We start from the raw sequence: 271 nt of genomic DNA on the forward strand, positions 1-271 counted from the left end.
GCGTGGGCCTGATCGCTGGAGGCTCACAAACAGACGGGTTGCGCCACGAATGAGCCGGTGATGGTCACGTTCGTAGAGCAGGCGCAGGGCAAGGCTGCCCACCGCTCCGTCGCGTGCGAGGCCGGGGCGACCCTGATAGAAGCCGCGTTCAAGGCCGGCGTGGAAATCGATGCCACGTTCGGGGCCCGCGGGCGCTGCCGGAGCTGCCGCGTAAAGGTACTGGCGGGCGAAATACCGCCCCCAACCGTTCAGGATACGTTTCAGCTCGGAC

At 66.8% G+C, this 271-nt stretch carries 1 protein-coding gene; it reads left to right on the top strand.

Features of this window, described 5'->3' with window-relative positions; genetic code table 11:
• Positions 1-60 precede the first annotated feature (60 nt).
• A partial coding sequence (locus ACTFO6_RS18810) for a 2Fe-2S iron-sulfur cluster-binding protein (protein ID WP_439935882.1) occupies positions 61-271 on the top strand: 211 nt, incomplete at its 3' end.

It is taken from the genome of Pelomicrobium sp. G1 (genome assembly GCF_051905455.1).
Taxonomy (GTDB): Bacteria; Pseudomonadota; Gammaproteobacteria; order Burkholderiales; family UBA6910; genus Pelomicrobium.